This window comes from Sinorhizobium chiapasense (assembly GCF_045277575.1).
Lineage (GTDB): Bacteria > Pseudomonadota > Alphaproteobacteria > Rhizobiales > Rhizobiaceae > Ensifer > Ensifer chiapasense_A.
Genome location: NZ_CP144207.1, coordinates 304266 through 331119, shown reverse-complemented (window position 1 = coordinate 331119; position 26854 = coordinate 304266). Strand labels below are relative to the sequence as shown.

At 57.8% G+C, this 26854-nt stretch carries 23 protein-coding genes and 3 pseudogenes; 13 read left to right on the top strand and 13 right to left on the bottom strand.

What is annotated here, in order from left to right; genetic code table 11:
* Window positions 1-8: 8 nt before the first annotated feature.
* The 5 genes from QM996_RS32720 to QM996_RS32700 form a co-directional block, all read right to left on the bottom strand.
* Window positions 9-1046, bottom strand: a complete 1038-nt coding sequence (locus tag QM996_RS32720; protein ID WP_500270540.1) for an ABC transporter substrate-binding protein — start codon at window positions 1044-1046, stop codon at window positions 9-11.
* 17 nt (window positions 1047-1063) lie between these two features.
* Entirely contained in the window at window positions 1064-2164 is a 1101-nt protein-coding gene (locus QM996_RS32715; protein ID WP_334141689.1) for an ABC transporter ATP-binding protein, read from the bottom strand.
* A 313-nt stretch (window positions 2165-2477) separates the two neighbouring features.
* Window positions 2478-2852, bottom strand: coding sequence for a peptidase dimerization domain-containing protein (locus QM996_RS32710; protein WP_334141687.1), 375 nt, complete (start codon window positions 2850-2852; stop codon window positions 2478-2480).
* Between the two features lie 203 nt (window positions 2853-3055).
* On the bottom strand, window positions 3056-3295 hold the full coding sequence (locus tag QM996_RS32705) for a M20/M25/M40 family metallo-hydrolase (RefSeq protein WP_334141685.1): 240 nt from the start codon (window positions 3293-3295) through the stop codon (window positions 3056-3058).
* Window positions 3296-3517: 222 nt separating this feature from the next.
* The gene (locus QM996_RS32700; RefSeq protein WP_334141683.1) at window positions 3518-4987 is read right to left on the bottom strand and encodes a purine-cytosine permease family protein; all 1470 of its coding nucleotides are present in this window, start codon (window positions 4985-4987) and stop codon (window positions 3518-3520) included.
* Between the two features lie 1263 nt (window positions 4988-6250).
* Here QM996_RS32700 and QM996_RS32695 point away from each other — a divergent pair.
* From QM996_RS32695 to QM996_RS32660, 8 genes and pseudogenes are all read left to right on the top strand, one after another.
* Window positions 6251-7036 carry an acetoacetate decarboxylase family protein gene (locus QM996_RS32695; protein ID WP_334141681.1) on the top strand — a complete coding sequence of 262 codons (786 nt, stop codon included), beginning with the start codon at window positions 6251-6253 and terminating at the stop codon, window positions 7034-7036.
* A 136-nt stretch (window positions 7037-7172) separates the two neighbouring features.
* Entirely contained in the window at window positions 7173-8429 is a 1257-nt protein-coding gene (locus tag QM996_RS32690; RefSeq protein ID WP_334141679.1) for an MFS transporter, read from the top strand.
* 76 nt (window positions 8430-8505) lie between these two features.
* Window positions 8506-10023: an aldehyde dehydrogenase family protein gene (locus QM996_RS32685; RefSeq protein WP_334141678.1), complete on the top strand. Its 1518-nt coding sequence runs from the start codon at window positions 8506-8508 to the stop codon at window positions 10021-10023.
* Window positions 10024-10081: 58 nt separating this feature from the next.
* On the top strand, window positions 10082-11497 hold the full coding sequence (locus tag QM996_RS32680) for an APC family permease (RefSeq protein ID WP_334141676.1): 1416 nt from the start codon (window positions 10082-10084) through the stop codon (window positions 11495-11497).
* A 12-nt stretch (window positions 11498-11509) separates the two neighbouring features.
* Window positions 11510-12313, top strand: coding sequence for an acetoacetate decarboxylase family protein (locus tag QM996_RS32675; RefSeq protein ID WP_334141674.1), 804 nt, complete (start codon window positions 11510-11512; stop codon window positions 12311-12313).
* Between the two features lie 61 nt (window positions 12314-12374).
* Window positions 12375-12707 (top strand): DMT family transporter, encoded by a 333-nt coding sequence (locus QM996_RS32670; protein WP_334141671.1) that lies wholly within the window; start codon window positions 12375-12377, stop codon window positions 12705-12707.
* A gap of 57 nt (window positions 12708-12764) precedes the next feature.
* Window positions 12765-14027, top strand: a pseudogene (locus QM996_RS32665) (NAD(P)/FAD-dependent oxidoreductase).
* Window positions 14028-14148: 121 nt separating this feature from the next.
* Entirely contained in the window at window positions 14149-14778 is a 630-nt protein-coding gene (locus QM996_RS32660) for a helix-turn-helix domain-containing protein (RefSeq protein WP_334141668.1), read from the top strand.
* Window positions 14779-15046: 268 nt separating this feature from the next.
* Here QM996_RS32660 and QM996_RS32655 read toward each other — a convergent pair whose 3' ends face one another.
* Entirely contained in the window at window positions 15047-15208 is a 162-nt protein-coding gene (locus QM996_RS32655) for a hypothetical protein (RefSeq protein WP_334141666.1), read from the bottom strand.
* Between the two features lie 299 nt (window positions 15209-15507).
* Between QM996_RS32655 and QM996_RS32650 the strand changes: the two genes are divergently transcribed.
* Window positions 15508-16401: an MBL fold metallo-hydrolase gene (locus QM996_RS32650; RefSeq protein ID WP_334141664.1), complete on the top strand. Its 894-nt coding sequence runs from the start codon at window positions 15508-15510 to the stop codon at window positions 16399-16401.
* A 22-nt stretch (window positions 16402-16423) separates the two neighbouring features.
* Here the strand turns inward: QM996_RS32650 and QM996_RS32645 are convergent, their stop codons facing one another.
* Window positions 16424-16672: a hypothetical protein gene (locus tag QM996_RS32645; protein WP_500270575.1), complete on the bottom strand. Its 249-nt coding sequence runs from the start codon at window positions 16670-16672 to the stop codon at window positions 16424-16426.
* On the opposite strand from QM996_RS32645, the gene QM996_RS32640 reads away from it, so the two are divergent.
* The 4 genes and pseudogenes from QM996_RS32640 to QM996_RS32625 form a co-directional block, all read left to right on the top strand.
* Window positions 16595-17050 (top strand): SDR family NAD(P)-dependent oxidoreductase, encoded by a 456-nt coding sequence (locus QM996_RS32640; RefSeq protein ID WP_500270573.1) that lies wholly within the window; start codon window positions 16595-16597, stop codon window positions 17048-17050. The genes QM996_RS32645 and QM996_RS32640 overlap by 78 nt on opposite strands.
* A gap of 85 nt (window positions 17051-17135) precedes the next feature.
* Entirely contained in the window at window positions 17136-17882 is a 747-nt protein-coding gene (locus QM996_RS32635; RefSeq protein ID WP_334141661.1) for an electron transfer flavoprotein subunit beta/FixA family protein, read from the top strand.
* A gap of 29 nt (window positions 17883-17911) precedes the next feature.
* Window positions 17912-18843 (top strand): annotated as a pseudogene (locus tag QM996_RS32630) (electron transfer flavoprotein subunit alpha/FixB family protein).
* Window positions 18844-19084: 241 nt separating this feature from the next.
* Window positions 19085-19240 (top strand): annotated as a pseudogene (locus tag QM996_RS32625) (methyl-accepting chemotaxis protein); the annotation flags it as partial.
* Between the two features lie 474 nt (window positions 19241-19714).
* Here QM996_RS32625 and QM996_RS32620 read toward each other — a convergent pair.
* From QM996_RS32620 to QM996_RS32595, 6 genes are all read right to left on the bottom strand, one after another.
* The gene (locus QM996_RS32620; protein ID WP_500270539.1) at window positions 19715-19987 is read right to left on the bottom strand and encodes a RidA family protein; all 273 of its coding nucleotides are present in this window, start codon (window positions 19985-19987) and stop codon (window positions 19715-19717) included.
* A gap of 10 nt (window positions 19988-19997) precedes the next feature.
* Window positions 19998-21065, bottom strand: a complete 1068-nt coding sequence (locus QM996_RS32615) for a DUF4392 domain-containing protein (protein ID WP_334141660.1) — start codon at window positions 21063-21065, stop codon at window positions 19998-20000.
* 12 nt (window positions 21066-21077) lie between these two features.
* Window positions 21078-22082 carry a threonine/serine dehydratase family protein gene (locus tag QM996_RS32610; protein WP_334141658.1) on the bottom strand — a complete coding sequence of 335 codons (1005 nt, stop codon included), beginning with the start codon at window positions 22080-22082 and terminating at the stop codon, window positions 21078-21080.
* Window positions 22083-22186: 104 nt separating this feature from the next.
* Window positions 22187-23068, bottom strand: coding sequence for a LysR family transcriptional regulator (locus QM996_RS32605; RefSeq protein ID WP_500270538.1), 882 nt, complete (start codon window positions 23066-23068; stop codon window positions 22187-22189).
* Between the two features lie 539 nt (window positions 23069-23607).
* Window positions 23608-25044: an NAD(P)(+) transhydrogenase (Re/Si-specific) subunit beta gene (locus tag QM996_RS32600; RefSeq protein ID WP_334141651.1), complete on the bottom strand. Its 1437-nt coding sequence runs from the start codon at window positions 25042-25044 to the stop codon at window positions 23608-23610.
* 19 nt (window positions 25045-25063) lie between these two features.
* Window positions 25064-26638: a Re/Si-specific NAD(P)(+) transhydrogenase subunit alpha gene (locus tag QM996_RS32595; RefSeq protein WP_334141650.1), complete on the bottom strand. Its 1575-nt coding sequence runs from the start codon at window positions 26636-26638 to the stop codon at window positions 25064-25066.
* Between the last annotated feature and the right edge of the window lie 216 nt (window positions 26639-26854).

Sequence of the window (26854 nt, the reverse complement as noted above, 5' to 3'; positions counted from 1 at the left end):
TCAGGTTGTCACTTCGCTGACCAGGCTTGTAGGCGCTCGGTCAGTCTGTCGTTGTTCTCCAGCCAAAAATCGCTGTTTGGTGGGATCGAAACCTCGAGGTTTCTCGGGTTCGACGGAATGTCGACCAAACGTTCGGGCTTGATAGACGCGCTCGCTTCCCTGCGCACGACGCCGTAGGCGATCGCGTCTGGTAGCTTTGCCTGGTTTTCCGGCTGGTTGATATAGTTCAGAAACTGATAGCCCTTGTCCTTCCGAGGCGAGCCCTTAAGCATTACCCAGTAGTCGAAGGTCTGCATGCTTCCGTTCCAAACAAAGGCGAAGTTCCGCTTATCGTTGCGATTAGCGGCGTCGATACGACCGTTGTAAACCGTCGTCATGACCACCTCACCTGAGGCGAGGAGCTGCGCAGGTTGCGCGCCGGCCTTCCAGAAAATGAGGTCGCTCTTTATCGTGTCGAGCTTGGCAAACGCCCGATCAACGCCCTCCTTCGTCGAGAGCACCTTGTAGACGTCCTCAGGCTTCACCCCATCGGCAAGGAGGGCTCCTGGTAGCGCTACGTTCGGGGAAAGGCGAAGTGCGCGTTTTCCTGGAAACTTCGCGACGTCGAAGAAGTCCACCCAGCCCGTCGGAGCGGTCTTCAATTTGTCGCGGTCATAAGCAATGCCTTCGTTGTACAGGATCGCCCCAACGCCGCATTCTTCGGCGGCGCCGGGAATGTAGACGTCCTTCCCGCCAAGCTTCGACCAATCGATCGTCTCGAAGAGACCTTCTTCACACCCCAGCAGAATATCGCTGGTTTCGACCTGTATGACATCCCAACCTGGATCGGCTGAGGATGCGCGGGAACGAAGCACTCCAATCCCGCCATCCCAGGATTCGTCTGCAAGATCAGTGCCGGTGGCCTTTTTGAAAGGCTCGAAAAAGACCTTACGCTGAGCGTCCTGATAAGCGCCACCCCAGGACACTACTGTGAGGTCTCCAGCTTGCGCGCCGAACGCCATAAGTCCGACTACCATCGATGTCGAGAAAGCGAATTTTCTTAACATGTTGTTCCCTTTTGTTATCAACGCGATTTCAGTCCGATAGCGTCGCGCCTGCTCCAGCCGACAGACACGACGTCTCCAACGGTGGGCAATTCATAGGCCCTAGCGTTTGGAATTTTTGCGACGATCGGGCCAAGGGCCGCGTCGTCGAAGCAGACCCTGATGTGATCGCCGTGGTAGATGAGATCGGTGCACTCAGTATGAACCACCGTCGTATCGTCGGTAGTTGCTGGCTTAACGGCAACTCTCTCTGGGCGAACGGAAATGATTGCATTCCTATCCGACGATACGAGATCACCGGTCCGAACTGTGACCACTGTGCCGTTGCGCAATGCGATGTCGGAATGCTCCGCGCCCCAGCCGACCAATTCACCAGCGATCGTGTTATTCTCGCCAATAAACGAAGCAACGAACGCGTTGGTAGGCGCTTCGTAAAGTTGTTCCGGCGACGCCAACTGCTGTATTCTGCCCGAGCCGAAGACAGCGACACGGTCGGACATCGTGAGAGCTTCGCTTTGATCGTGGGTCACGTAGACCATCGTGATTCCGAGCTCACGATGAAGCGCGCGGATCTCTCGCTGCATGTGCTCCCGCAATTGCTTGTCGAGAGCCCCCAGAGGCTCGTCCATAAGAACGATGGTCGGTTCGAATATCAGTGCGCGTGCAAGCGCGACGCGCTGTTGTTGCCCACCGGATAGCTGGCCCGGCTTTCGGTCTTTAAGATGAGAGAGTTGAACAGTCTCCAGCGCCCGAACGACCAGTCTGTGCGTCTCGGCCTTCGCTAACTTTCGAACTTCGAGCGGAAATGCGAGGTTCTCACCAACGGTCATATGCGGAAAAAGCGCATAGTTCTGAAAGACCATGCCGATGCCCCGCCTATGTGCCGGTGTATGGGAAATAGGAGTGTCATCGAGATAGATTTCGCCGGACGTCGCCTGCTCAAAACCAGCCAACATCATAAGCGACGTGGTCTTCCCAGAACCCGAGGGTCCAAGCATCGTCAGGAACTCCCCTTTCGCGATCGAAAGGTCCAGATCTTCGACGATCAGGTTTACCCCGTCGTAGCTCTTGCTTACGCGTTCGAAACGAACAAATCCCGGCTGAAGCCCTCGAACGGACATTCCTAACTCCCGGAGCGCGCAGAACAAATCGCACGCCGGCTAGCTTAGTGCCGGTCGCCATCATCTGCCGCTTTTGTAAATCGAACACGAAGTTCGAGCCCTGTTCCCATTCGGCAATTCTATTAGCCGTTATGCAAACCTTACATACTTTCTGCAAGTCGTCAAGGACATTCGGCTGCTGTGGAAAGCCACGGTCGACGGCATCTACTAGGCGCTGCGGAGCGACACAGACAGCAGTCATCGCTTACCAGCGATGGCTGCTCAACTGGCTGAGGGCGCGCATCAACCTAAGTTAGCAGATCTATAGCCATGACTAGTGATGGCCGCCGCGCTCCTCGCGATACAAGCCTCGCCCGAATATGAGGGGCGCTTCGCCGAAGTGCTGTGTAAACGCCTCAGTCGCCCGCGTCACGAGACCCTCGTCATCCATTACACTCGGCACACCGCGGACGTAGTCTATGTCCACTGCGACGTTCAGTGTCTGCCCTGCGCCGTTGCAGATCGTTCGGAACGCGTCTTCGACGATATCTCTTGCCTCGGGGCTTCTGCATCGCACCGTTCCTTCGAAGATGCATGCGTCCGGGATGATGTTCTGCGTTCTACCACCATGAATTGACCCGACGGTTAGCACCGCTGAGTTTGCTGGATCGACTTGGCGCGATACAACGGTTTGGAGCTGCGCGACCATGTAGGCGGCGGCCACAATCGTGCCGCATGTCCCCAGACGCCGCGTACGACGACCTTGAATTCGTCGCTCGAAGCAGTACTGGCCCCGCGCGTGAGTTGCACCTGCCCCGCAGGAAGGTCCGGCATGTTGTGGAACCCGATGGCAAAGTCGGCACCTTCTGCTGCGCCGTCTCTGATCATCGCGACGGCGCCACTGTCGGCAATCTATTCCGCGGGCTGAAACATCAGCCGAACATTGCCGCGCAGGCGCGGCTTGAGTGCCAATAGGGCTTGGGCGGCTCCAAGCAACGAAGCTGTATGCAGATCATGCCCGCAGGCGTGCATGCTTCGTTGCACCGTCGATGCGAACGGCAGGCCAGTCGCCTCTTCGGTCGGCAGTGCATCCATATCGGCCCCGATAATCACGCACGGTCCCGGGTGTTGGCCAGCGATTTCAGCAATCACTCCGCTACGCCCGACGACCGTTTTTTACCTCCAGCCCCATCGCCGTCAGTTCGTCCGCTACGATCTGCGCAGTCCGCGTCGTCTCGAAGCCACGAAGCCTCGGGATGTGCGTGCAGGTCGCGCCGGATCTCGATCCCGAAAGGGGGTGCAGTTCACAGACATTGAACCAAGGCTTTCCATCATTCGCGCGGTCCTTTAATTTCTATATGCGCAACGCCGCCGTCAGGATACGGGATTTGCAAGCTCGTCGAGATCCCTGTCCGCAACGGCGATGATTGCAAACTCCCGCTTCAGGTCAAGGTTCAAGCAGAACAGCCAGTAGAGCACTGCCCCCACAGGAATCCCAACAAAGAACGCAAAGTCGACGCCACCGAGAGAGACCGCAACGGGCCCGTGGTAAAACGACAGATACATGAACGGGATCATGGAAATGAAGGCCAGTGTGTACGCTGCAATCCCGCGCCAGTTCCACCTGCCATAAATCCCCCTGGGATTGAAAATCTCGGTGATTGAGTATCGGCCCTTCCGTACGACGAAGTAGTCGACAAGGTTGACGGCCGTCCAGGGAGCCATGAGATAGGCGAGCACCGCGAGGATCGTGTAGAACGTCGTATTGATAAAGTCCGTGGGGAGCAGTACGCCGACGATCGTTGCAGTGATGCCAATGACGGCAATGGTTTTGATCCGAAGGCTACGGGTGGGAGACGTTGCGACGACGCTGTCCATCGAGGTGATTAGAGTAAGAGCTCCGCCGTATACACACATGCCGTTGAAGATCAGCAGCGCGAGTCCACCCACCACCAGGAGCACTGCTCCAAAACCCGGCATGACCTGATCGCCAGATTGTTGAAGAGCCAATGTGAGGCTGTCGTTGGGGAAGAGCGCGGCGCCCACGGCTCCTACGGCCTCCATCGCGAAAACGCCCGCACCCGCGCCGAAGGCCGTGTAGAGGATGATTGAGCGGTGACTGGTGGTCGGAGGCATATAGCGGGAATAATCCGACACGAAAAACGCCCAGGAGAGTTGGTAGGCGAGCGATGCAGAGACGACCATCAGAAAGGGCGTGAACTGGAAGGTCCCATTCATGCTCAATTGCTCTGGGGGAAAACCCACGCCGAAAACAATCCCAAGTGTAAAGATCGCGAGAACAACGAGAAGGATCACGGTGGTGTAGCGCTGACCGATGTGAAGCCAATGATATCCGAAAATCGCAAACACGATTGAGGCCATCCCGAGAACCATTCCGGACGTTCGGGCGGAACCTATTCCCAATTGTTCTGCCGTTGCGCCCATCAGGTTGACGTTAAGGACGACGTAGCCCCAATAAACCATCACCGCTACGAGCCAGATGAAAATGGCGCCGTAGCGCCCGAACTGCGGGCGCGTCTGCACCATTTGCGGTAGTCCGAGGTGCGGTCCCTGACTTGCATGAGCGGCGACCGGAATCGTTCCAAGCACGGTCCCTAGCAATAGGCCTATAAGCGTCCAAGTAAGGTTAAGTCCCAACGTGATGCCGATTGCGCCGGTCGCAAGACTCAACAATTGCGCACTCCCGGCAAACCAGATCGTCGCCTGATCCGAAAGCCGGCCGTGCCTTTCTGCTAGTGGCACGTAGTCGATAGATCTATGCTCGATCGCAAGTGCATTTCTTCCGATGCTCGACCTTTGAGCAGCTTCTGATTGTAGACTCACTTTATACCCCTCCCCTTCCCGCGCTTGGCGCGCAACAGCCTGCCAGCCGAGAAATTCATGTCTCTCCGGCCGCTAATGTTTCTGTCGAAAAAAACTGTTCCGCCTGGCACCCTATATTTGCACTTGTTTGCTAGGCAGCGGCGGCAACTTACGTCCGATTTTTTCAACATTCAATACGTTTTTTCAAACACCTTGAGGCGGATTACGCTCGGCTTATTCTCATAGCCGCGCACTTTCGCTTCAACTCACTAAAGAGCGGAGAGCGCCCGCTATCCTCTCTCCCCACAGCGCTAACTGGTCTCCGCATGTCCGGCCGTCGGCCTCAGCACCAGCCTCGTGGCTGGCCTTGGGGGGACTCCCCACCGTTTATCAAGTGGTGATTTTCGCATGAGTGAGGCGTTTAAGGGGTTCCGGTCTTGAGCATGACGCATGTGACGTTGAGGAGGCGGTCGGCGACGGATTGGGGCGGGCGACCATGACAGTGACCTCGACTCTCGGCTTTTGATGTCGTGCTGAACGGCCACGCGCCCAATGGTACATGGCGTTGGAAAGCGGTCGCGGCACGCCTGTCGCTCGCAGGATATGCAACTCTTGCCCGAGCTCTTGGCTACTGGCACGGCCCCTGTCAAACTGCGTAAAGCGCGACTGTATACCAGCCTCGGCCCTGCGGTTTGATATCGAAACCTTCCTCTGCAGCCAAAGTCTTCGCCAACCTGGAGGCCTCGACTGCGAAGAGGCGTTGCTTCCTCAAGTCCAAATCGACGCACGAGTTGCGCCACGCTGAGCTTGCTTGCGGGCATGTTCACAGATCCGCCGTGTCTCCCGGATGCGCCCCAACCTATCGAGCCAGCTTCGTGTACAGCAGCTTTGATGCCGTGGTCTCTCGCGAGATGTAGAGCCACCGGCCGGTGAAACCTCCTCCGATGATCGCCACCTCTGTGTTGACCGTCGATTGGAGATGCGCTCTGCCGGCCTACTTAGTAGTGGCCTCCCAGTAGGAAGGTCCCGCTTATCAAAGCGGTAGAGTGATTTGTCCGGTATCGTCAACACTGTTCGAAAAAATAGGTTGAATGTTCGAAATTTTTAACATAGCGTGATGAAGCTGGGCTGCTGCATTAAAAAATGACAAGGGAAAACGGCTCCTGGCAAAAGTCAAATTAAAGCAAATTGCCGTGTGCAGCGCGTACAAACGCGGTGCGAACTGGGGGGGCGAAGCTAGGTGCTTTTTCTCAGCGCGGCTCAGAGGATTAGAGGAGAAATGCAATGAGCTTCGTCAAAACAGCTGAGCAGGTCAGGGAGATCGAGGACCTGATGGCGCGAGGCCAGTTCACGACGGAATCGGTAACCGTCGAGTTCACAACAACCAAGGAATTCGTTCGTTCGGTCCTGGCCCCCTGCTTCGAGCCTGCCGACGAACCGATCGCCTATGCCAACGTGTCCCGCTGGCAGAGCGCACTTTGTGGAGAATTCGACTGCGGCATCATATACCTCAAGTGCAAGTACGGAGAGCATGAGGGCACGACCATGCTGACGCTCTTCGTCAGCGGGGACTCGCCGGTTACGATTGGCCGGGAGCTTTGGGGAGAAGGTAAGAAACTGGGGACCGCTCAGCTCTACTTCGACGGTCAACAGGCATACGGGTACTCGGAGAGGAATGGTGTTCGGCTCATCGAGATCAACGCGGAGTTTGGTCCGGACCTGGGTCCGTCGAAATCCAATGGCCTCCTTGACTTCGAACTGAAAGCCCAGCCCCATCCGTCTGGCCGAGGTTTCCAGAACGGCGTGAACCTCGTGTGCCTGGAAATCGAGGAAGACTACAGAGTTACGCGCGAAGGCACCGCAACCTTGAAGCTCGCTGGCAGCCAGTTTGACCCGCTCGACACGATCCCAATCGTCTCGGTCGGAAAGGCCTACTATGCGGAAGGCGGCTCTTGCTGGACCGTGCCTTTCGTGCACGAACTGGAAAATCCCGACGCTTACAAGCCGTTTATCTACGGCCAGAAATACGACGACTTCCGTCTCTTCCCGAAGGCCGCGCGCTTTAAGTAAGCGAGCCTCGGCAACTGCCCAAAATTTGAGGTTGGCGAGCGGCTTTCCCTGTGGCTAGCCGCGAGCCCCTTGGCGTGCCGAAAGGTAGCTTATCGCACCAGCGCTGCTGAACCATATCGCGGAGGAGGGTTCCTAAATGACAAATCTCAAACATAATACTGGAGCAGATCAGTGGGGCGCGCTTGCTCTCTGCTTCGCAGTTACCCTGGCGATTTTTATCCCTTACGTCGGGTACGCCACCCAGATTCCTGCGATGATGCAGGATCTCGGCATGACCTATACGATGGTTGGAACCCTTGCGTCCGCCTCGGCTCTGGCGGGAGGGATAGTGGTGGCCGTCGCCGGCGTGTTGGTCGACCGGTGGGGAGCAAAGAACGTCACGGTCCTGGGACTTGCAATCAATGTGTTCGGACAGATCGCATTTTCCTATGCGCCCACTTACGAAACGATGCTCCTTGCCCGACTTCTGCAGGGCGCCGGCATTCCTCTTCTGTTTCTTGGCCCCTACACTCTTGCCATGCGCTGGGCGGAAAGCTCCAATCGGCTCGGTATCTTTATGGGGGCAATGTTGGCTACAGACGGCATTGGCACGGTGGCCGCGCTTTATGGTTATGCGATCATTCTGCAAGATTATGGTTGGCGTAACGGATCACTGATCGGCGCGGCGATTCTCGCATTTGCTACCATCGTCGCTTTTGCGATGCTGAAGGAGCCCCCGGCTTACCAGCAGCCAAGCCCGGCACGAGCCGCTACTTTCGGTGAGACAGTGGCTAATTATGTCGGCGTAGTCAGCCACCGAAACGTTATCATTGCTGCCCTGTTTCTGACCGGTGTGTGGGGGACGTATTCGATCGCCATTTACTGGGTACCAACGATCCTCATGGAAGAGAACGGCTGGACGGAGCAGGCGTCCGGTATGGTGGGCTCACTTTACCCACTAGTCGGCATGATCTGCGCAGTCGGCTTCGGGCTGATCTCTGACCGGGTGGGACGCCGAAAGCCGCTGATCTTGATCTCAGGTATCGGGATGACCGCCTCTTTTGTTGGCGCAGCATTCGCACTTTGGTCGCATCAGTACTGGCTGCTCGCAACCATGCTTCCCATTTCGGGTCTTTTCGCCTATGGCGGCCTTCCATTGGCCTATTGCCTCGCGGCCGATTCCGTCGGCGTTGCCCTGGCCGCAACCGCCAATGGCTTCATAATGGGCGTTGGCTTCATTGTCGGCGGTGTCCTTTATCCCCTCGTTCTGGGTTATGTGAAGGATGTCACCTCGCTTTATACGGTCGGTTTTATCGCGGCGGCGGCATCACTGATCCTGCTGAACGTTGCCGCTGTTTTGGCTGCCAAAGATGCGAAGTCCGTGGGCACTGAGACGCCTCACGCACTCGCGTAATTACTATTTTTCCAAACAGAAAATGGCGCAAGCCAAAGGAAAAAATCCAGGAAGCTGGATTTCGAAAGGAGCATACATGACACTTCACCAGGAGTTCGACCGTCTTTCAGGGACACTCTACGTCGAGGGCGCCTATCTCCAGAGCCACTCATCGGAACGGATTTCGGTTATCGATCCTGCAACCGAAGACCGGATTGCGGAGATCGCGAACGCGGCGGAAACCGAAGTTGAGAACGTTATCGACATAGCCAACATCGCCCGCAAACGGTGGCTGTCGATCGACCCCCGCACGCGCTCCACGATGCTCCACGAAGTGGCTGCTCGCATCCGCCGCGACAAGGCGATCTACGGCTACTTTATGACGCGCGAAGAAGGTAAGCCGTTCAAGGAGTCCGTCGACGAAACGTCGTGGTGTGCGACGGCAATCGACTATTACGCGGAACTCGGTCGTCACGAAGTTGGTCGGATTGCGGGAGCTACTGTCCCTGGCCAATTTCATTTCTCGATCAAGGAACCGCTCGGAACGGTCGTCATCATTCTCCCTTTTAATTTCCCGCTCGTCCTGCTGTGCTGGGAACTTGCTGCTGCTCTTGCCGCCGGAAACTCGGTAATCATCAAGCCGCATGAGCAGACCAGCATCACAACGCTCAAGTTCATGGAGGTGTTCGCCGACCTGCCCAAGGGATTGGTCCAGGTTGTTACCGGCGGCCCGCGCGTTGCCCAGCAGTTGGTGAAAAGCAAGAAGACGCATTGCATCGCTTACACCGGTTCTGTTCCGATCGCGCAGGAAATCATGAAGGTGTGTGCAGAGACCTTCAAGCCCGCTCTGATCGAGGCTTCCGGCAACGACCCCTTCATTGTCATGCCATCGGCACCGCTCGATGTTGCCGTTCGTGCTGCTGCCTTCGCCGCCTATCTGAACTGCGGCCAGGTGTGCACTTCCGCCGAACGTTTTTACGTGCACGACAGCATTCACGACGAATTTGTCGAGCGTTTGGTTTCCGAAACGAAAAAGCTCCGCATTGGCAATGGGCTTGAGAACGTCGACATCGGTCCAATGGCAACCTTCCGCCAGAGGGATCGCTTCGAGGCGCTTCTCGCGCGCGCGCGGCAAGAAGGGGCAAAGTTCGCGACCGGCGGCGTTCGCCCTTCAGGTCTCAATCACGGCTGGTTCATCGAACCGGCTGTTCTGACAGATGTTTCACCGGACGCCGAGATCTTGAATGGCGAGTCGTTTGGTCCCGTCGCTCCGATCTGCAGGGTAAAGAGCTTTGACGAAGCTCTCGAACTTGCGAACCGGTCCGAATTTGGGCTCGGTGCAAACCTCTACTCGCGAGACATGAACGAGATGATGCGCGCGGTCAATGAGGTTGAATCGGGAATTCTTTGGATCAACGCTCCTGTTCTCGATAACGACGCGTTGCCGTTCGGCGGTCGGAAGCTCTCCGGTATCGGTCGCCAGCTCGGCCCGGAGGGCCTTGCCCAATTCCAAACCTCCAAGTTCGTGATGATCGATCCGGCTGCGGCGCCGCAGGATTTCTGGTGGTTCCCGTACAGTGAAGAAGAAGCATACGAGCACGCCAAGGCGAAGTAGTCGCCACACACGGCCAGTCGTCAACGGCTGGCCGTGTACGCGCAAGGGGGGTAAGACAATGAATGCTGATTCCACCGGACTGGCACAAGAGCTGCGTCAAGAGACTTTAGTGCCGGCCACCGCCAGCAAAGTCGGTGTCGCGAGTGTCGTTCTACTCGGATTGTCCGGTCAACAGATCATTCCGTCGGCGCTCATTGGCGCCGCCTACATGCCATTGGAAAGCGGGAACGGAGCATGGTTGTCGATGCTCCTGGCGATGTGCGCGACGCTGTGCGTAATGGCCGCTGTCAATATCTTCGCCCGCCGCTACGTCGTCACCGGTTCAATGATGTCATACGTCGGCCTGGCTTTTGGCCGCCGGCTGGAAAGGCTGGTCGCGGCTTCATACCTCATAGGGTTCCTCGTCGCGTGCGCCGCTGTCACGGCAAGTACAGTCATGTTCACGAGCAGCTTCCTGCACAGCATTGGCCTCGAGTACGCTAACGCAGGATGGTTCCAGGCGCTTTCTGCAATCACAATTGCTGCATTGGCGGGTTCTTGCGCGTGGCGTGGCCTGGACGCGTCGATTTCACTGACTGCGTGGCTCGCATTCCTGTCCCTCCCGCTCGTTCTAATCGCGACCATTGCATCGGCCGCCAATACAGGTTTCGACCTTCGTTCGCAATTCGCGCTGGCTGACACGGATTGGCATAGCGTCGTCCGAGGCGCAATTGTCGGGCTTGCCTATTTTGTCGGCGTCGACGCGCTTGCATCGCTCGCCGCGGAAACGAGAAATCCGAAGAAAAGTGTCCCCATCATCCTGAATAGCGTACTCCTTATAACTGGCGTCGCATATGTCGGCATCTTGTTAGTCTGCACGCCGATGATGAATGCACACGTTGCCGAGTTGAATGAAGGTATCTCTCCAACGGCAATCATCACCCAGGTCGCAGGAATGGCCTATCTTCAAAAACCAATTGATATCCTGCTGATCGGCGCAACCTTCGCGAGCCTTGTCGCTTTCCTTAACTATGGTAGTCGAGTTTTCGCGACAGCTGCGCAGAACGGGTTCTTGCCGCAGATTTTCTCAAGGATCCATCCGAAATTCGGCTCTCCGACGGGCGCGACGGTGTTGATGGCAGTACCTGCGGCGAGCGTTCCGGTCGCCCTCCAATACCTGGCGGCATCTCCTCCGCTACAGTCCACCGCGTACCTGTCGACACTCTACTCCTTGTTCTGGGTAGGTCCCTACATCATCCTGTGCGTCGGTGCCATTAAGGAGGTGTTCAGGGAGACGACGCGGGCGCCAATGCAGGTCGCCGTCGTGTTGATCGGAATGATCGTTTTCCTTTGTTTGTTCGTCGACAGCTTTATGTCCGGGGCCGAGGGCGTGATGCAATGGCTCCCCTACATCATGCTCGCGCTTACGATCGCCGGATACATCGTCTTCAACATGAACGAAGCTTTCACCTGCTCCCGAAAGCATAAGCAGTAAAGGAACCATCGCATGGGTTATGTTTGGACACCTGAGCAAATCGACCGGTACCGCAAGTACTATGACGACATCAGGACACATCACACCTACACCTATGTCAGGTTTCGGACCACAGAGCGCTTTGTGCGAAGCGTGCTGCCACCGTGCTTGGCACCAGCCGATGAACCCATCGCAACAATCGGCTTCATGTCTTTCATGGAATGGATCGAAGGTGTGTCGAACCGCGCGGGACGTGACCGCGCGATGATTATCGGTGTCAACGCAAAACATGGCGCTATTGAAGGCAGCTACTATCTCACGGTTCTCGAGACGGAGGAGGTCAATATCATCACGGGACGCGAGTTCTGGGGGATGCCAAAAAAACTTGGCACGGTAGACTTCTTTGATGATGGTGAGGAGTTTCACGGCTTCGCGTCCCGAAAGGACTTCAGCCTGGTCGAGTTAACAGCAAGTCTGGGTGATCAACTGCCGACGACGCCGGAAGACGAAAAAGAATACTACTTCGATCTGCGTGGTTATTTCGGTGTCAACGCATCGGATGTAACCAGGCCTCAGCTGGTCGTTTTCGAAAACTCGACGGCGACCAAGCGATCGCGCCAGATTACCGGAGCAAAGCTGAAGCTTAGTGGATCTTCCTGGGATCCCGGCGTTTCCACGATACCGCTTGGGGAGTTCATCGATGGCGGCCATCTTGGCGGCGAAACGTCCTACATCATCAAGGAGGTCGTCGAGCTTGAGAACGACGGCAACGACTACACACCGTACCTGATGGGCCGTCTGTACGACGACTGGCCGGACGTCCGTTCACCCCGATAACTTGATTGACGCAGACGTCGATGACAGTCGTCGACGTCTGCTGGACGTCCGAGGTCAAAATATGCCGCCGTATCTCGTTCTGTTTTTTGCAATTGCCGCTGAAGTCACCGCAACCACTGCTCTCAAATCCAGCGACGGTTTCAGGAACGTCTGGCCTTCGGTGATCGTCGTCATCGGATACTCCCTGTCGTTCTACCTCCTGTCCATCACGTTGAGGTCGATTCCCGTCGGCGTCGCCTACGCGATTTGGTCGGGCGTTGGGACTGTGCTGATCGTTTGCCTTGGATGGTTGGTTCACGGCCAACGGCTCGACAGCTACGCCTTAGCCGGTATCACGTTTATTTCAGCCGGAATGATTATGCTCAATCTGCTTTCGAGCTCTGGCAAGCACTAGTCTCGGATCTCTGGAGCACAGCCGTTTCGCGGGCAGTCAGACAGAAGTGGTCGTCTTATGTCAAATCATCACGTCGTTGTTGTCGGCGGCGGCTTCGCTGGCATTCAGCTTGTACAAAAACTGCGCAAAGTAAACGTGTAGATTACCCTTATCGACCGTCGCAATCATCATCTGTTCCAGCCACTACTCTATCAAGTCGCCACCACAATCCTTGCCACGTCGGAGATTGCGTGGCCAATTCGGCGACTGTTTGCTGCCAGCAGGAACGTCAAAACACTTTTAGGCGAGGTAGTGGCGGTCGATCGAAGCGAGAAATCCGTTCGGTTGAAGACAGGTCACACCGTAACCTACGATACCCTTGTCGTAGCGACAGGAGCGCGCCATGCATATTTTGGGCAAGATGACTGGGAATCCTTTGCACCTGGTCTAAAAACGCTCGAGGATGCCACGACCATTCGCCGTCGGCTGCTCCTGACCTTCGAACAGGCCGAGCTCGAATCCGATGAGGAACGGCAGCGGGCACTGTTAACTTTTTGTATCATCGGCGCAGGACCAACTGGAGTTGAGCTTGCTGGTATCATCGCCGAACTTGCTCATCGAACTCTCCAGCGAGAATTTCGCACGATTGATACCAAGAGTGCGAAGATCATTTTGGTTGAAGCAGGTACTCGTCCGCTCGCAACGTTTGCCCCTGAGCTTTCGCAATACACCGTAACTGCGCTGAACAAGCTTGGGGTAGAAGTTCGAACCGGAGACCCGGTCACCCAATGCGACGGTAATGGGATTGTCGTCGCCGGCGAGATTATCCCCTGCAGGACGATAGTATGGGCGGCCGGCGTTAAGGCGTCCGATGCGGCTATTTGGCTATCCGCTGATGCGGATCGAGCTGGCCGCGCAATCGTTGAGCCTGACCTCACGGTTAAAGGCGACGCAAACATATTCGTCATCGGGGACACCGCGCTGGTGCTGGATGCAGATGGCAAACCTGTCCCTGGGATTGCGCCCGCTGCGAAACAGCAGGGCGCTTACGTTGCGGACGTAATCCGCCGTCGACTGCACGGTCGACCTAAGGCGCCACCGTTTGCCTACAAGCATCTCGGAAACCTTGCGACTATTGGTCCTGGCGCAGCAGTCTTGGATTTTGGTTGGGTTAAGCTCCGCGGTAGCGCGGCTTGGTGGGTCTGGGGTACCGCCCACATCTTCTTCCTGATCGGTGTGCGCAACCGTTTTGCAGTCGCTCTCAGCTGGCTGTGGGTTTCTCTTCGGCGTCAGCACAGCGCTCGCCTGATCACGCAGAAAGAGACTTTGAAAGATGCGTGATCACGATGAGCGGAATTCTGATCGCCCCCCCCAACGATCGATTTTTTGAACACTCAACTTTTTTTCGTTGTCGCGACCTTATATAGGGATTCTCGTGAATAGATAGAAGCGGAGAATACTTGTGAAGGCACGTAAGGTCGCTAAAGGTCGCTCGGAGAGCGAAGAAACGACGGCCGCCAAGCCGCAACCAAAGAGTGAGGCGAACGAGCTTGCGGTCGGTGCGCGTTTGAAGGTGGTTCGGGAGCAGGCCGGTCTATCCCAGCGCGAGCTCGCCAAGCGGGCAAAGGTCACGAATTCGACGGTCTCGTTGATCGAGCAGGAGTCACACGCTCCATCGCTGGCTTCGTTGCACAAAATTCTCAACGCAATCCCGATCTCAATGGCGGATTTTTTTGCCCTGCCCGTGTCGAAGCAGAATGTCCTTTGCTACAACGCTGAAGATCTGGCCGTGATATCACGCGGAGAAGTTGATATGCGCGTCCTCGGCGGCGAACGGCGAGACAAAAAGCTTCAGATGTTCATAGAACACTATGCCCCCGGCACGGACACCGGGGAAACAGCAATCACTCACGACGGGGAGACCGCCGCGATCATTCTTGAGGGAACGGTTGAGCTGGAAACCAGCGAAGGCGTTCGAAAAATCGAGTCGGGCGGAGGCTTTCAACTTCTCGGGCCTGAACCGTATCGGCTCAAGAACATTGGAACGACGACCGCTGTTGTAGCGTGTGCTGTCACGCCGCCAATGATATGACCTGAAGCGTCCGCACTCACTAGCCCATTATCTTTGATCATCGACGGATCCTGTGTGCCCTCAGGTGGAGGGTGACATTGATCTCACTCATGAGACCGCCGCCGGCCATGTAGGTACGGTCTGCTGAAGACGCGAAGCATGTGGCTCAATTGAGCCACATGCTCACACAGTGGATTACGGAGCACTTCTGCTGAGGAGAAGGTTCCATGCTTCAGCCCTCTCACCTTGCTTGGCCTCCGAGGTGTCGACCTCAATGCCCCAGCAACTCTCAGCGGCCGTCGGTGTCGACGCCGACGCCGATGTGGGTGGCGACGAAGCGACTGCGCGGCGCATCTTCAGGCACATGGAATTGACCCGCGAGTCCGGCCGGCCGCCCTCGATCGGTCGAGCGAGAAAGCTGGCGCGCGCAGGTTCGCCATGTCGCGGTCATCGGTGGTTCCTTCGGATCAGGCTGGTGTGAACAATCAACCCTCAAGGAAGATCATCGATGACCACCGCTCCGCTGCTGTCGAGCAGGACCACCCTCGCAGAACAAGACTGAATATAGAGTTGCCCTCGCGCCTAGGTGTCGTTCACACGCGTATCACTGGGCTGTGTCCATACTTGAGGGATCGTGATTTTTTCTTCGCCGTTGCGAAAGCTACCACGTGGAGCCGTTTGAAAGTGCGCCACGATTTTACTGTAGCGCTCAAGCCGGCGCCCAATACCCGATCGAAATGGAAACACAGGATGATTTCACGACGCGATACACTCAAGCTAACAGTTGCGGGTTATCTCGCCGCCACCCCGATGACCCTGGCAATGGCTGCCAACAGCAGCGTCAGATGGCGGTACTTCCAAGCGGATGAGGCAGGATTTGGCCGGACGCCGGTGCTTCTGACGGGCGAACAGGAGGCCATTCTCATCGACGGCGGTTTCACACTGTCCCTCGGACGCGACATAGCGCGGGCGGTTGAGGCAACAGGAAAGCAGCTGACCACGATTTACATTAGCCGCAATGATCCAGACTATTACTTCAGCCTGCGACCGATTGTCGAGACCTTCCCAAATGCAAAAGTGATCGCGAAATCTGTTACCGTGGAGGCGATAAAAGCTAATGTCCAGAAGAAGCTGGAAATCTGGGCGCCTCACCTGAAGGAGAACGGTCCGCGGGTGCTGGCGGACGTAGTTATCCCTCTTGTCTCGGATGAGAGCTCACTTGATCTGGAGGGCAACCGCATCGAAATCGTTGAGGTCCCGAACATGCATGATCGCCGCTATCTCTGGGTGAATTCTCTCAAGGCAATCTTCGGCGGCCCGCTAATCAGTTCGGGCATCCATGTTTGGCTTGCTGACGCCCCGACAAGTGAAACGCGCGCAGCCTGGGTCAAGGCGCTTGACGCTATGCAGGCCCGCAAACCGAAGGTCGTCATCCCCGGCCATCAACGGGACGGTGCCGAACAGGGTACGGCGGCCATCACCTTTACCCGCAACTATCTTTTAGCCTTCGAAGAGGAAATGGGCCGGACAACGGACAGTGCATCGTTGGTCGCGGCAATGATCAAACGCTATCCCGACCTGGAGCGATTGGGTTCGCTTGAACTCGGGGCTAAGGTCGCGAAGGGCGAAATTAAGTGGGGCTGAACGCAGTTCGGTTCAAGAATAGTCACGCCACCGGACTGCCTAAAGTGAGCGGTCTGTGCCGCAAGTGGGCAAGGGAGTAGTGGTGCAGTGGCCTGTTGGCGATGAGATGAAGGTGCAGCAAGTTGAGGTTAGCGGCGATTTTCGCCGCACCTTTTCTGTAAATTTGCTGAGGTATGGGGTGATCCAGCAGCACATGGTGCATGTTGACCCATTGCAATGGCGAGAACAGCGACGAACCAATCGTGCAGGCCGGCGGCCAGATCAAATCCAAGAGCGCGGTCGTGACTATCTGGCGGTTCTCATCTTTGGCCCGAGTTCATTGACCCACGCCTACTGCGCAAGCAAACACGGAGTCGTGGGCCTGGTCAAATCCATGGCCTTGGATCATGGTCCAAACGGCGTTCGGTGCAATGCGATTTGCCCGGGATTTGTTGAAACCGCAATGTTGGAACAGCTCTTTGCGGATAACCCAGCCGATCGCGCCTTTTACGAGAAAACAGTGCCTCTTGGGCGATTTGCCCGACCTGAGGATGTTGCTGAGCTCGCGGCATTCATATCGTCACCAGCGGGATCTTGCCTAAACGGAGCTATCGTCGCACTCGATGGAGGCTCCACAGCTGGATATTTCAGCTCCGCTGGCGCGAGCTAACCAGAATGGGCACGCGTTCGCGTTTCGGGCCAGCCGTGGCTCACATGCTTACCAATTCCTTGCACCAATCAAAGGGAGAACCAAGTTGAAAATACTTGTGGCGGTGAAACGGGTTGTCGACTTCAACGTGAAGATCCGGGTGAAATCGGATGGTTCTGGTGTCGACCTTGCGAACGTCAAAATGTCTATGAACCCGTTTGACGAGATCTCGGTAGAGGAAGCGCTGCGGCTTAAGGAGGGCGGAAAGGTGACCGAGGTCATTGTCGTGTCGATTGGGCCTGCCAAGGCCGAGGAGACCCTGCGGACGGCGCTTGCGATGGGCGCGGACCGAGCGATCCTGGTCGAGAGCGAGGACGAGGTCGAACCGCTTGTGGTCGCCAAGATTATCAAGGGTGTGGCAGAAGCCGAACAGCCGGGACTGATTATCGTGGGTAAACAGGCGATCGATGACGATTCCAATCAGACGGGCCAAATGCTGTCGGCACTGCTCGGCTGGGCGCAAGGGACGTTCGCCTCCAAGGTCGAGATAGGCGACAATAAAGCTCAGGTGACGCGTGAGGTCGACGGCGGTCTTCAGATGATCGAGATCAAGCTGCCAGCGGTGGTGACGACGGATCTGCGCCTCAACGAGCCACGCTATGCGTCGCTGCCGAACATCGTGAAGGCGAAGAAGAAGCCGCTCGATAGGAAGAGCCCTGCCGATTTCGGCGTCTCCATCACCCCGCGTCTCAAGATTCTGAAGACCGCGGAGCCGTCCGGCCGCAAGGCGGGCGTCAAGGTCAAGACCGTCGCCGAGCTGGTCTCGAGCCTCAAGTCGGCCGGCGTCATCTGATCAACAGCAAGGGGAAAAGGAAAACGATCATGGCTATTCTTCTTGTTGCCGATCACGATAACGCAACGCTCTCCGACCAGACCGCCAAGGCGCTGACCGCAGCTAGCCAGATCGGCGGCGACGTCCATGTGCTCGTTGCCGGCCAGGGCGCCAAGGCTGCCGCTGATGCGGCTGCCACGCTCTCGGGTGTCTCCAAGGTGCTGCTCGCCGAATGCAAAGAGCTTGCCCACAATCTTGCCGAACCGCTCGCTGACCTGATCGTCTCGCTGTCTGGCGGCTATGACGCGATCATCGCCCCCGCAACCTCGACCGGCAAAGACGTCATGCCGCGCGTGGCAGCCCTGCTTGACGTCGCGCAGGTCTCGGAAATCATCGATGTGGTGTCATCAGACATCTTCAGGCGGCCGGTTTACGCAGGCAACGCCATCCAAACAGTACAGGCGACCGACACCAAGAAGGTGATCACCGTGCGCGCCACCTCCTTTTCCCCGGCCCCCCAAGGCCCAGCTGCTGCCGTTGTGGAGATCTCAACGGCAGCTCTTTCTTCCGCGCTGTCCGCCTTTGTTGCGGACGCCCGCTCCTCATCGGACCGGCCTGAGCTGACCTCTGCCAGGATCGTCATCTCCGGCGGCCGCGCGCTCGGCTCCGCTGAGGAGTTCCAGGAGGTGATCCTACCGGTTGCCGACAAGCTCGGTGCTGCCGTCGGCGCCTCGCGTGCGGCGTCGATGCGGGCTATGCCCCGAACGACTGGCAGGTCGGCCAGACCGGCAAGGTCGTCGCGCCGCAGCTCTATATCGCCTGCGGCATTTCCGGCGCCATCCAGCATCTGGCCGGCTTGAAGGACTCCAAGGTCATCGTCGCCATCAACAAGGACGGGGAAGCGCCGATCTTCCAGGTCGCAGATTACGGTCTCGTTGCCGATCTTTTCGAAGCCCTGCCGGAGCTCCAGACGGCGCTTTGAGGCGTTCCAACAGTGAAGACCGAGAAGGCCCGTCCTGCACAAGGAAATTGAACATGTGTACTAATGTGACCTTCTGGTCCGAGGGCGACCGACTTCGGGGCTGGTTCTATCGACCGCCAAACAGCGCGCCTCCCTTTCCGAGGGTGATTTTGACCCACGGATTCTCTGCCGTACCGACGAGGCCTGACAAACTGAGGCGATCGTTGGAAACGCTATTGCATCCATCGGGTCTATAAACCGGCCGTCGCAAGAAATTACCCGAATTTCCGGTGTGATAGACGAAATCGCTTTCCAAACAAACCTTCTGGCACTGAACGCGGGGGTCGAGGCTGCGCGCGCTGGGGAGGCTGGTAAGGGGTTTGCGGTCGTAGCCCAGGAAGTTCGGGAGCTGACCCAAGATGACGTCCCAGGGCGTGGTGTAGCAGGAAGGCGGCCATCAGCCATTGCCCGTCGCGCGCCGTCGCCGCCTCGGCACAGGTGACGATCCGACGCCTAGCGAGATCCTCCCGCAGGCGCGTCAAGGGGGGCGGCCCAGACGCCGTTCAACTGCGGCGGATGTTTTGTGTGATCGCGTCGTTGACCGTCGAGGATGCCTCCATGGTGTCGGCAGATCGATCGTCCCGAAGGCACGCATCGAACGCTGTCGCATGATTGGCCTGCTCTAGAGATGCACGGGCAACTATCGGATCTCAGCTATGGCCTCAATTTCGACCGCCATGCCCGACGGGAGCGCGTTTGTGCCAGACGCAATTCTCGAATGCTTTCCAGCCTCTCCCAGAACCTCACAAATGAGGTTCGAAGCTGCATTGAGAACGCGGGCCTGCTCCTCAAAGCCGTCGGCGCACCGCACAAGACCGGCGATACGGACTATTCAAACGATCCTATCCAGATTGCCATCGCATGCGTGACGAAGTTGTCCCAGCACGTTCAGTGCGCAAAGACGAGCTGCCGCCTCACCGTCTTCGACTGACAGATCTTTACCGACCACACCTTTGAAAACGAGCTGACCCTCTCGTCGCGGGCCTTGGCCAGCGACGAAAACCAAAGAGCCTGTTCGTGTATAGGACAGATAATTACCTTGCGGTGGGTTAACATGCGGAATTTCGATTCCAAGGTCGGCCAAGCGGCTCTCGGTCGCACTCATCGCATCCTCCTCACTTCAACTGCCGCCAATCTCCGCTATCGCCTTTCCAACCGACGACCCTTCCGGCCAGACGATCAAGCGTATTGCGAAGAGTATCAACGAGGCCCTCCCATTCGCGGGCAGAAATTCCGTCGACCGCCGGTTCCGGTCCCATGAACATCCCATCGACGCCGCCGAACGAGACGCATTGCTCGATGCACCTGCGCTCCAGCTGCCCGTCGTGGAAAACCGATGGCTTTTCGAGCAATGCCGATAGCGCAGCCACCAAGCCGGTCGCCCCCCAGTTCGAGACATTGGAGACGATTAGGTGATCTGCAGCAGTTGTCGCCGCCACACCACCGCGTCCAGGGTGCCCACTGTCTCTCGCCTTTGGCGAAAAGGACCTAAGATCCTCGGCGATAACACCCATTCCGAGCTCGTTCCCACCGTCGCCAATGCCGATGAACGGAACGCCCAGATCTTTAGCGCGCAAGAAGAACTGGTCGAGATCCGCGACCAAATTGTCCAAAGGGCGCCCGCCAAGACCATGGTAGAGCCCATGATCATTGCGTCCCGGGCGCTCAATCGAGATCACGAGCGAGGGCTTCGTCACATTAAGGAGCTCGTCCGTTACCGCTTTGCAGCCCGCATCGTCTTTCGGCACGCTGCGGATGTAGACTGGCCGAACGAAATCGATCGGCTTGATCTTACCGTCCGCGGGGAACGGGAGCGGCGCAAGTCCGGCGCCACGACATGTTCCCTCCATCATTGCGACCCAGTCGTCGTCCGTCAGGATTACGGTTTCAACACCCAGTCCAAGGAAAAGAGCCCTGGCGATGAGTGCCGCGCCGACAGGACCATCGGTCTCCGGCACCCCTGCGCCTTCAGGGAAACCCGTCGCAATGACGATCGGGCCGCCGTGCTCACGCACGCGGTCGACAATGATCTTGGCAGCCAACATGCAGGCAGGCCCAGGCTGACGCTTCTGGAGGGCGTCGCAGATCTTGCCGATAAGGCCTACGCCCGTAAGATCGAGCGTCATGAAGTGTTCTATTGTGTGGGCAATGTTCTTGCCCTTGGCGCTTTCTAGGTCAAGCATTGTCGACTCCGGTCAAACGGCTGTATTGATATATGAGGCGAACTTTTCCGCATCGACGTTTCCGCCACTAAGGAGAATGGCGACATCCTTGCCTTTGACGGCGATCTTACCCGCGAGTACGGCCGCCAAGGCAACCGCGCCGCCCGGTTCGACAACCAGTTTCAGCTCCCGATAGGCAAAGCGGATAGCCGCGACGACCTCTGCATCAGACACCGCCAACCCGCCAGCGAGATGGGCCCTGCAAACGGGATAAGTGAGCTCACCAGGAATCGGCACCAAAAGTGCGTCGCAGATCGAGCTGCCAATCGCTGTCGCCTTCCGGCGCTCGCCACTTTCAAGGGAGAGGGCCATCCCGTCGAAGTGTTCTGGCTCAACGCTGTAGACCGCGGTGCGAGGCATTTTGACGTGAATGCCGCACGCGGCACCAGCAGCCAAGCCACCTCCCGAGCAGGACACCAGTGCAAGATCAAGTTCGGAACCCTGCTCCTTGACCTGTTCGGCAATTTCGGCGCCCAATGTCGCCTGTCCAGTCATTACGAAAGGATCGTCATAGGGCGGAACGATCACCGCGCCTGATTCAGCCGCGATCTGCGCGCCGATCTCTTCTCGCACTTCCCGTGTCTTATCGTATAGGCGCACGGTCGCTCCATTCGCGCGCACACCCTCAATCTTGGTTTTCGGTGCTTCCTGAGGCATCAGGATAGTCGCCTTGATGCCGAGTTCCTTGGCTACGTAGGAAATGGCCAAACCGTGGTTACCCGACGACCATGCGACGATACCGCCTCGTAGCTCGGCCGGGTTGAACTGCAAGGCTCTGTTCAATGCGCCCCGCAGCTTGAAGGAACCAGAACGCTGCAGATTTTCGGCCTTGATGAAGACCCGGGCACCAACTAGGCGGTTCAGGGCGTCACTTTCTAGTATCGGAGTGCGAACGGCAAATCGTGCAATACGGGCCTGCGCTTCCGTGATCGCGCCTGAATCCGGCTCGAAGTGGTTCTGTTTCACGGTCTCAAGCAATTCAAATCTCCCCAAGGCTAGTCGGGAGATTGAAGCGCGACACGACATTAATGTGAAATTATATAAATGGATCAAAATCCATAAGAAAAACGAATACGAGGAGATTATCCGCCTCCAGACGCTACCTCTGACGCAATGTGTGCCAGCTGTTCGAACACCGTTCCCCGCACGCCAGCCTGAAAGTATGCGTAAAAGCTCAAGGGCTGGAGCTCGACGTCACTTTTCAGGATTCGAAGCTTGTCCAGTCCATGGCCACTCAATGTACCTTCCGCCACGAGTGCTACGCCCAGGCCATCCAGCGCCATCTTCTCGATGGTTGAGATGGAGGAGTTTGTGAAGATCCGCGGAATTCGACCGAGCTCCCTGAACATTGTCTCGCGGAGGTATGTGTAAGGATAGGTATTCCGCGGATATGTGATTATCGGCGTGGGTGGCACAGAGTCTAGGGAGAAGACATCATTGGGCACAAGATCAGGGATCGCGTAAAACTTCAGAGCGTAGTCTTTGAGTTTTATGCAACTGAAACCTTCGACGATTGTTGGGCCCAGCATCAAAGCCATGTCAATTTCACCATCCCGCAGAGCGTCGAGCATCGACGGCGTCACGTCCACCGTCATGTCGATGTCGAGCTTCGGGAAGTGGTGAGCCGCCTGCTCAAGAAACGCAGCGAGCCAAGTTTGTACAATTGTCTCAGAGACTCCAAGCCTAACGGTTCCCTCGAAACGGTTACTCAGTTCCAGGTCGCGTTCCATCGCTGCAACTTGCCGCAACAATAGCTCAGCGTGTCCGAACAAGGTTCGTCCAGTCGCAGTAAGTGCAATCGGTTTTGCGGAGCGGTCAAACAACGGCGAGCCAATCACGCCTTCCATCACCCCTATGCGCTGGGAAATGGTCGGTTGCGTCGTGTTCAGCTTATCAGCTGCGCGGGAAAAGCTGCGCAAATGTGCCGTCCAGTAAAACACTTCAAGGCTTCTAAAGCTGAACATCGCTACCATTTTCCGGTTGGTTTCAGCGCGCGGCCACCATGCGGTTCTACTAAAGTCCCTGGACGCCTGTCCACGGTCGCGGATTGCCTGTGTGCACGCAGTCGTCGCCGAATACCGCTTCGCACGGGGCCTACGAGCCGGAAGACGATCTGGCGAACGATACCACCTTATGCGTTGAACCAGGTCGGTTCAGCTGCTGACCGCGCTACCGCGACGCCGCGGCAACAAGGGTCTCCTCCTCGCCAGAACCTAAGATCTGTTCGCAGATGATCTGGCTGGCTTTCAGGTCGGCTCGTCGAGAGCTTGTTTCCAACTCATCGGGTTTTCTGCATTTAATACTCAACGCAGCCAAGACGTCTCTCAGGGCGAGCGGTCGATAGTGGCTGATGAGGTCCGGAGGTGCCTCGGTCGCGCTGGAAGTCTTACTCAAGATGAGTGCTCCTTGTTTTCTGTGGCTCGAACAACTCAAAATCCCAACGATCAACGTAGATCCTTAGCGCCGTTGCACGATCTCTTGCGACCGTAGTTTTTCCGAGCGACTAACTCGCGAGGGCGGGAAGCAATTGGTCGATGCTCTTCTTCGCGTCGCCATAGAACATCCGCGTGTTCTCCTTGAAGAAAAGCGGGTTCTCGATACCCGAATATCCGGTTCCCTGCCCGCGCTTCGAGACGAACACCTGCTTGGCCTTCCACACTTCAAGCACCGGCATGCCGGCGATCGGCGAGTTCGGATCTTCCTGGGCCGCCGGATTGACGATGTCATTGGAGCCGATGACAATGACGACATCCGTTTCGTGGAAGTCCTCGTTGATCTCGTCCATCTCGAGCACGATGTCGTAGGGCACCTTCGCCTCGGCCAAAAGCACGTTCATGTGGCCCGGCAACCGGCCGGCGACCGGATGAATGGCGAAGCGCACGTTCTTGCCGGCCGCGCGCAGCTTGCGGGTAAGCTCCGAGACCGACGCTTGAGCCTGCGCCACCGCCATGCCGTAGCCAGGCACGATGATGACGCTGTCGGCATCGTTGAGGGCTGCGGCCACGCCTTCGGCATCGATGGCGATCTGCTCACCGGTGATTTCCATTGCCGGACCGGTGGTTGCGCCGAAGCCACCGAGGATGACCGACAGGAACGAACGGTTCATCGCCTTGCACATGATGTAGGAGAGGATCGCGCCCGAGGAGCCGACCAGCGCGCCGGTGACGATCAGAAGGTCGTTGCCGAGCGTGAAGCCGATGGCGGCGGCCGCCCAGCCGGAATAGGAGTTCAGCATCGACACGACCACCGGCATGTCGGCGCCGCCGATGCCCATGATCAGGTGATAGCCGATGAAGAAGGCGGCGAGCGTCATGACAAGCAGTGTCCAGGTGCCGGCACCATTGACGTAGAGCACGAGTAGGGCCAACGAAAGCCCCAGAGCGCCAGCGTTGAGGAGATGCCCGCCCGGCAGCTTCTTTGCCTTGCCGTCGACCTTGCCGGCAAGCTTGCCGAAGGCGATGACGGAGCCGGTGAAGGTGACGGCGCCGATGAAGACGCCGAGGAAGACCTCGACCTTCATGATCGACAGTTCCACCGGTTCCTTGTGGGCGAGGATCGCGGCAAAGCCGGTGAGGGCAGAGCGGGCTGCCGCGTCGAGGCCGGCGACGTCTGCCGCTTCGATATGGGCGTTGAAGCCGATGAACACGGCCGCGAGACCGACGAAGGAATGGAGTGCCGCGACAAGCTGCGGCATCTCGGTCATCTGGACGCGGGAGGCGACGAAGTGGCCGAGCACAGCACCGCCGGCAATCATCAGCAGGATGACAAGCCAGTTGCCGACCTCAGGTCCAAAGACCGTGGCGACAATAGCCAATGCCATGCCGGTCATGCCGTACCAGACGGCGCGCTTGGCGCTTTCCTGACCCGAGAGCCCGCCGAGCGAGAGGATGAAGAGAACGGCTGCCGCGATATAGGCGGCCGATACGATACCGATCATCATAGTGATTACCCCTGCCCGATCAGGATTTCTGGAACATGGCGAGCATGCGCCGTGTGACGAGGAAGCCGCCGACGATGTTGATCGTGGCGATCAGTACCGAGAGCGCCGCAAGCAGCACCACCAGCCAGTTGCCAGACCCGATCTGCAGCAGAGCGCCGAGAATGACGATGCCGGAAACCGCATTGGTGACGGCCATCAGCGGGGTGTGCAGCGAATGGGATACGTTCCAGATGACCTGGAAGCCGACGAAGCAGGCGAGCACGAAGACGACGAAGTGGCTCATGAAGGCCGGCGGCGCAAAGGCGCCGACGAGCAGCAGCAGCGCCGTGCCGACGGCGAGCAGCGCCAACTGGCTCTTCGTCTGGGCCTTGAAGGCTGCGGCCTCGGTGGCGCGTTTTTCCTCCGGCGTCGGCTCCTTCACCTTTTCCTTTGGCTTCTGCGCTGCGATTGCGGCGATCTTCGGTGGCGGCGGCGGATAGGTGATCGCCCCCTCGAAGGTGACGGTCGCGCCACGGATGACGTCGTCTTCCATGTTGTGGACGAGCTTGCCATCCTTGCCCGGCGTCAGGTCGGTCAGCATGTGGCGGATGTTGGTGGCATAGAGCGTCGACGCCTGCGCAGCCATGCGGCTCGGGAAATCGGTGTAGCCGATGATGACGACGCCGTTGTCGGAAACGACGCGCTGATCGGCGACGGTGAGATCGCAGTTGCCGCCGCGTTCGGCGGCAAGGTCGACCACCACCGATCCCGGCTTCATCGCGGCCACCATGTCGGCAAGCCAGAGTTTCGGCGCTTCACGGCCGGGGATCAGCGCCGTCGTGATGACGATATCGATCTGCGGCGCAAGCTCGCGGAACCTGGCGAGTTGCTTCTCGCGGAACTCCGGCGACGACGGCGCCGCATAGCCGCCGGTGGCCGCACCGTCCTGCTGAGCGCCGTCGAAATCGAGGTAGACGAACTCGGCCCCCATGCTCTCGATCTGTTCGGCAACCTCAGGACGCACGTCGAAGGCATAGGTCTGGGCGCCAAGCGAGGTGGCGACGCCGATTGCCGCGAGACCGGCGACGCCTGCACCGATCACCAGCACCTTGGCCGGCGGCACCTTGCCGGCGGCCGTCACCTGGCCGGTGAAGAATCGGCCGAAATTGTTGCCCGCCTCGATCATCGCGCGGTAGCCGGCGATATTGGCCATCGACGACAGCGCATCCATCTTCTGCGCCCGCGAGATGCGCGGCACAACATCCATCGCGATGACATTGACGCCTTTCTCCCTCGCACGCTCTAACAGCGCGCCATTCTGGCCAGGGTAGAAAAATGAGATCAACGTCGTTCCCGCCGGCAACAGTTCGACTTCTTCAATCGTGGGCGGGCGCACCTTGACGATGATATCGGCAACTGCTGAAAGCGCGCTCGCGTCATTCATCACGGTCACGCCCGCGGCGCGATACGCTTCGTCTGAGATCCCAGCTTTCTCGCCAGCCCCTGCCTCGACAAAGCACTCGTGCCCCAGCTTCTGAAGCTGTATCGCACTGTCAGGCGTCATAGCCACGCGAGCTTCAGCCGCATGTACTTCTTTCGGAGTTGCTATTCTCATACGTGTCCTCTCGAGAACGAGACCTTAGAAGGGTTTCACTCGCGCGGATCCGACCCATCGGATTGAGCTCGGATGGCGCGTTTGTATTCAAAGGGTAAGCAGGGAGCGGATCGATGGAGTTGCGAACTAACCTTGCCGTTCGCCGTTCTTCGGCAAGAGAACGTCAACCCATCCCCGTCCGGACTGAGGTTAAGGAGCCTCGCCCTAGCATTACAG

What these genes read in the sequence shown, in the direction of transcription:
- QM996_RS32720 (WP_500270540.1), bottom strand. Translation starts at nt 1,046, where the DNA reads ATGTTAAGAAAATTCGCTTTCTCGACATCGATGGTAGTCGGACTTATG.
- QM996_RS32715 (WP_334141689.1), bottom strand. Translation starts at nt 2,164, where the DNA reads ATGTCCGTTCGAGGGCTTCAGCCGGGATTTGTTCGTTTCGAACGCGTA.
- QM996_RS32710 (WP_334141687.1), bottom strand. Translation starts at nt 2,852, where the DNA reads ATGGTCGCGCAGCTCCAAACCGTTGTATCGCGCCAAGTCGATCCAGCA.
- QM996_RS32695 (WP_334141681.1), top strand. Translation starts at nt 6,251, where the DNA reads ATGAGCTTCGTCAAAACAGCTGAGCAGGTCAGGGAGATCGAGGACCTG.
- QM996_RS32690 (WP_334141679.1), top strand. Translation starts at nt 7,173, where the DNA reads ATGACAAATCTCAAACATAATACTGGAGCAGATCAGTGGGGCGCGCTT.
- QM996_RS32685 (WP_334141678.1), top strand. Translation starts at nt 8,506, where the DNA reads ATGACACTTCACCAGGAGTTCGACCGTCTTTCAGGGACACTCTACGTC.
- QM996_RS32680 (WP_334141676.1), top strand. Translation starts at nt 10,082, where the DNA reads ATGAATGCTGATTCCACCGGACTGGCACAAGAGCTGCGTCAAGAGACT.
- QM996_RS32675 (WP_334141674.1), top strand. Translation starts at nt 11,510, where the DNA reads ATGGGTTATGTTTGGACACCTGAGCAAATCGACCGGTACCGCAAGTAC.
- QM996_RS32670 (WP_334141671.1), top strand. Translation starts at nt 12,375, where the DNA reads ATGCCGCCGTATCTCGTTCTGTTTTTTGCAATTGCCGCTGAAGTCACC.
- QM996_RS32655 (WP_334141666.1), bottom strand. Translation starts at nt 15,208, where the DNA reads ATGACCGCGACATGGCGAACCTGCGCGCGCCAGCTTTCTCGCTCGACC.
- QM996_RS32650 (WP_334141664.1), top strand. Translation starts at nt 15,508, where the DNA reads ATGATTTCACGACGCGATACACTCAAGCTAACAGTTGCGGGTTATCTC.
- QM996_RS32640 (WP_500270573.1), top strand. Translation starts at nt 16,595, where the DNA reads ATGGTGCATGTTGACCCATTGCAATGGCGAGAACAGCGACGAACCAAT.
- QM996_RS32620 (WP_500270539.1), bottom strand. Translation starts at nt 19,987, where the DNA reads ATGAGTGCGACCGAGAGCCGCTTGGCCGACCTTGGAATCGAAATTCCG.
- QM996_RS32615 (WP_334141660.1), bottom strand. Translation starts at nt 21,065, where the DNA reads ATGCTTGACCTAGAAAGCGCCAAGGGCAAGAACATTGCCCACACAATA.
- QM996_RS32605 (WP_500270538.1), bottom strand. Translation starts at nt 23,068, where the DNA reads ATGTTCAGCTTTAGAAGCCTTGAAGTGTTTTACTGGACGGCACATTTG.
- QM996_RS32600 (WP_334141651.1), bottom strand. Translation starts at nt 25,044, where the DNA reads ATGATGATCGGTATCGTATCGGCCGCCTATATCGCGGCAGCCGTTCTC.
- QM996_RS32595 (WP_334141650.1), bottom strand. Translation starts at nt 26,638, where the DNA reads ATGAGAATAGCAACTCCGAAAGAAGTACATGCGGCTGAAGCTCGCGTG.